The sequence below is a fragment of the Cellulomonas sp. A375-1 genome (assembly GCF_001040865.1).
In the GTDB taxonomy this organism is placed as follows: Bacteria; Actinomycetota; Actinomycetes; order Actinomycetales; family Cellulomonadaceae; genus Cellulomonas; species Cellulomonas gelida.
On record NZ_LFKW01000051.1, the window covers coordinates 1 to 4,410 of the forward strand.

3 protein-coding genes and 1 pseudogene are annotated in these 4,410 nt (G+C 73.0%); 2 read left to right on the forward strand and 2 right to left on the reverse strand.

Annotated features, from left to right (window positions below; translation table 11 throughout):
* Window positions 1–373, forward strand: a pseudogene (locus CWIS_RS18650) (hypothetical protein); the annotation flags it as partial.
* Window positions 374–407: 34 nt separating this feature from the next.
* Window positions 408–1,004, forward strand: coding sequence for a YdeI family protein (locus CWIS_RS05835; RefSeq protein WP_156186569.1), 597 nt, complete (start codon window positions 408–410; stop codon window positions 1,002–1,004).
* Window positions 1,005–1,127: 123 nt separating this feature from the next.
* On the opposite strand, the gene CWIS_RS05840 is transcribed toward CWIS_RS05835, so the two are convergent.
* Both CWIS_RS05840 and recQ read right to left on the reverse strand, forming a co-directional pair.
* A complete protein-coding gene (locus CWIS_RS05840; protein ID WP_048342322.1) occupies window positions 1,128–2,306 on the reverse strand; it encodes a lytic polysaccharide monooxygenase in 1,179 nt (392 codons plus the stop codon).
* Between the two features lie 156 nt (window positions 2,307–2,462).
* A partial coding sequence (gene recQ, locus CWIS_RS05845; protein ID WP_369796493.1) for a DNA helicase RecQ occupies window positions 2,463–4,410 on the reverse strand: 1,948 nt, incomplete at its 5' end.

Here is a 4,410-nt window from a genome sequence, read left to right on the forward strand (position 1 = left end):
CGCGGGTCGGGTCGCCGCCGCGCGCGCCCGTGCCCGCGCGGACCTCGACGACACCGCCGCCCGCGTGCTCGCCTCGAGCGGGCCGGACCACGCGGCGCAGGCCGCGCACAGGGCCGCGCGTGCCGCCGAGTCCTACGCGGGAGCCGGTGCGGTGGCCGACGCGGCCCACGCCTTCTGGCTCGCGGGGCGGCTGCACGACTCCTTGGGCAACGTCGACGACGCGCTCTGGAACCTCGAGTCCGCCGTCGAGGGCTTCGGCATCGCCCGTCAACGCAACCAGCGCACCGAGGCGGCCTCGAGCCTCGTCGCCACCCTGCGCGCTGCCGGTCGCGACGACCGCGCCGAGGAGATCCTGCGCACCCTCACCACGTGACGCGGTGTCGGTGGTGGACGGCAGGATGACGCGGGTGGCTGACGACCTTCCTGAGCTGCTGCTCCCCGACGCGCGCGCGTGGCGCGCCTGGCTCGCCGAGCACCACGCCCAGCCGACCGGGGTGTGGCTCGTCCTGCACAAGAAGGGCGGCACCGTCACCGAGCTGACCTATGTGCAGGCCGTCGAGGAGGCACTGTGCTTCGGCTGGATCGACGGGCAGGGGCGGAGGCGCGACGAGCACAGCAGCTTCCAGCGCATGACCCCGCGCCGCGCGCGCAGCGTGTGGTCGGCGGTCAACGTCGAACGCGTCGCGCAGCTCGAGCGTGACGGTCGGATGCACGACGCGGGGCGCGCGCAGGTCGCCGCCGCGCAGGCCGACGGCCGGTGGGACGCCGCCTACCGCGGCCCGGCGAGCATCGAGATGCCCGACGACCTGGCGCAGGCACTCGACGCAGTGCCCGCCGCCCGGGCGTGGTTCGACGTCCTGACGTCCGCCAACCGCTTCTCGGTGCTGCACCGGATCGGTCAGGCCAAGCGGGCCGAGACCCGGGCCCGGCGCATCGCGACGTTCGTCGCCGACCTCGCCGAGGGCCGCACCCCGTACCCGCAGAAGCGCCGCCCCACCGACTGAGCCCGACCACGCGACCCGCCGCCGCGCCCAGGCGCGCCGACGAGGTCGGCAGTCCCGCGCGAGGTCGGCAGTGGTGAGTGCCGATCTCGGTGCGGACTGCCGACCTCGTCGGGCGGCCGGGCGTCAGCGGATGATGCAGGTGCTGCCGTTGAGCGTCGCCGCGGTCACGGGGCCCGCCGTGCCGGAGCCGATGAAGCCGAACGACACCGCGTTGTGGTGCGCGATCGTCGCGTTCCAGGCGACGTTCTTCGCCGTGACGGTGGTGCCGGACTGCGTGGTCACCGCGTTCCAGGCCTGCTGCACGGTCTCGCCGTTGCCGAACTTCCAGGTCACGTTCCACCCGTTGACGGGCTGCATCGTCCCGTTGAACACGGTGACGTTGCCCTGGAAGCCGCCGGGCCAGGAGCTGACCACGCCGACCTCGATCTCGCACTGACCGTCCGGAACGGGCGTCGGCGTGCTGGTCACGACGGGGGACGGGCTGGTGTTCGGCGTGCCGGTGGGCGCCGGCGTGGGCGACGGGGTGGGTGTCGGCGTCGGGGTCGGAGTCGGGTTGGGCGTGGGGGTCGGAGTCGGCGTCGGGGTGGGCGTCGGTGTCGGCGTCGAGGTGCCGCCGCCGAAGTCGACGTCGACGCAGTTGTAGAACGACTCGGGGCTGTCCGTGCGCTCCCAGATGTTGAACAGCACGTGCTTGCCCGTCTTGTTCGACGGGAGGTTGACGTTCCACCAGTACTCGGGCCCGGCGACGCCACCCTCACGCAGCGGCGGGTTCAGCACGCGGTCGAACGGCGCCGGCTCGAGGTCGTCCCAGCCGATCGGCTCGTTCTGGTTCCAGCCGGTCTTGGTGATCCACGTCGTGAAGTAGCCGGGGTGCCGCGCGACGGCCGCGTACTTGAAGGTCATCTGCTGACCGGGCGAGACCTTCGTCGTGGGCCACGCGGTCGACGGCGTGTTGTACGAGGCGAAGCGCGCGTCCGGCCCGCACAGCTTGCCGTCGGGGATGGTCTCGTGGCGGCCCGCGATCGTGCCGAGCAGGTTGCCGTACCAGTTGTAGAACGAGTAGTTGCCCTCGTTGGTGAAGGCGTTGACGCACGCCGCGTTGCGGGGCTTCATGTTGCCGGCCTCGCCGGCGGCGGCCCCACCTGCCAGGCCGTCCTGGTAGCAGGCCCACGTGCGGGTCGCGGGGTCGGTGAGACCTCCGTGCGCCTGCGCAGCGCTCGGGACCACGGCCAGTGCTATCGCTGTGACGACGACCGCGGCGAGGCCTCGCCCGGTCCGGAGGATGGTGCGGTGCCGTGTCATGTCGGATCACCCTGATTCATCTGCGCGGCTTCGTCGCCGCAGGACTGGACACCGGCGGGAGCGGTGTCCGTCCAGGCTGCGGACCGGACGACGACGTGGACAACCGGGCGAATCGTTTCCGGCAGCAACGACACGCGGGCTGCGGGGTCCGGTGCCTCAGCCGGCGAGCGTCGCCAGCACGCCCTCGCCGTAGCGGTCGAGCTTCGTCGCGCCGACGCCGCCGATGGTGCCGAGCTCCTCGATCGACGACGGGCGGCGCAGCACGATGTCGCGCAGCGTCGCGTCGTGGAACACCACGTAGGCCGGCACGCCCTGCTCCTTGGCCGCACCCGCGCGCCACGCGCGCAGCTTCTCGAACAGCTCGAGCGCGTCGCCGTCCAGGTCTGCGGCGGCCTTCGAGGTCGACGAGCCGCCGGAGGAGGAGCCGGACGACGACCGTCGTCGGGTCCGCTCCGGCTCGCGCCGCATCGCCACCGTGCGCGTGCCCTTGAGCACGTCGCCGGACGCCTCGACGAGCTGGAGCGTGCCGTAGCCCTCGGTGTCGACGGCCAGCAGCTCGGCCGCGATCAGCTGGCGCACGACCCCGCGCCACTCGGCGTCCGACAGGTCCGCGCCGACTCCGAACGTGGACAGCTCGTCGTGCCGGAGCTGGGCGACGCGCGGGGTGCGCTTGCCGCGCAGCACGTCGACCACGTGCCCGACGCCGTACCGCTGGCCGCGCTGCGCCATGCGCACCACGGTGGACAGGAGCTTCTGCGCCGCGACCGTGCCGTCCCACGTGACCGGCGGGGTCAGGCACGTGTCGCAGTTGCCGCACGGCTCGGCCGTCTGGCCGAAGTAGTTGAGCAGCTGCACGCGCCGGCAGGACACCGTCTCGCACAGCGCGAGCATCGCGTCGAGGTGCTGCGTGAGACGGCGCTTGTGCGCGGCGTCCCCCTCGGACGTGTCGATGAGCCGCCGGAGCTGGACCACGTCCGCGAGCCCGTACGCCATCCAGGCGGTCGACGGCAGCCCGTCACGCCCCGCACGCCCCGTCTCCTGGTAGTAGCCCTCGACGGACTTGGGCAGGTCCAGGTGCGCGACGAACCGGACGTCCGGCTTGTCGATCCCCATGCCGAACGCGATGGTCGCGACCATGACGATCCCGTCCTCGCGCAGGAACCGCGCCTGGTTGTGCGCGCGCACCTGCCGGTCGAGACCCGCGTGGTACGGCAGCGCCGAGATGCCCTGCCCGACGAGGTACTCGGCCGTCTGCTCGACCGACGCGCGCGACAGGCAGTAGACGATCCCGGAGTCGCCGTCGTGCTCGGCGCGCAGCAGCTCGAGCAGCTGCGCGCGCGGGTTGTCCTTCGGGGCGATCCGGTACTGGATGTTGGGCCGGTCGAAGCTCGCGACGAAGTGCTGCGCGTCCTCGAGCTGCAGGCGCTGCGCGATCTCCCGGTGCGTGGCGGCGGTGGCGGTGGCCGTCAGGGCGATGCGCGGCACGTCGGGCCAGCGCTCGTGCAGCATCGACAGGCGCAGGTAGTCCGGCCGGAAGTCGTGGCCCCACTGCGACACGCAGTGCGCCTCGTCGATCGCGAACAGCGCGACCGTCCCGCTGTCCAGCAGGTCGATCGTGTCCGGCACGTTGAGGCGCTCGGGTGCCAGGTACAGCAGGTCGAGCTCGCCCGCGAGGTAGGCCTCCTCGACCTCGCGCCGCTGCCAAGCCTGCTGCGTCGAGTTGAGGAACCCCGCCCGCACGCCGAGCGCCGACAGCGCGTCCACCTGGTCCTGCATGAGCGCGATCAACGGCGAGACGACGACGCCCGTGCCCTCGCGCACGAGCGCGGGCACCTGGTAGCACAGCGACTTGCCGCCACCGGTCGGCATGAGCACGAGCGCGTCCCCGCCGCCGACGACCGCGTCGATGATCTGCGCCTGGTCCCCGCGGAACTCGTCGTACCCCCACACGCGCCGCAGCACCTCGAGCGGCGTCCCGGTCGCCGCCGCCGCGGCCCGCACGGGAGCGTCCGACGAGCCCGCCGACGAGCGTCCCGAGGCCCCTCGCGACGGCGCACGCGCACCGGTCCGACGAACGCTCCCGACGCTCGCGGCGACCGCCGCC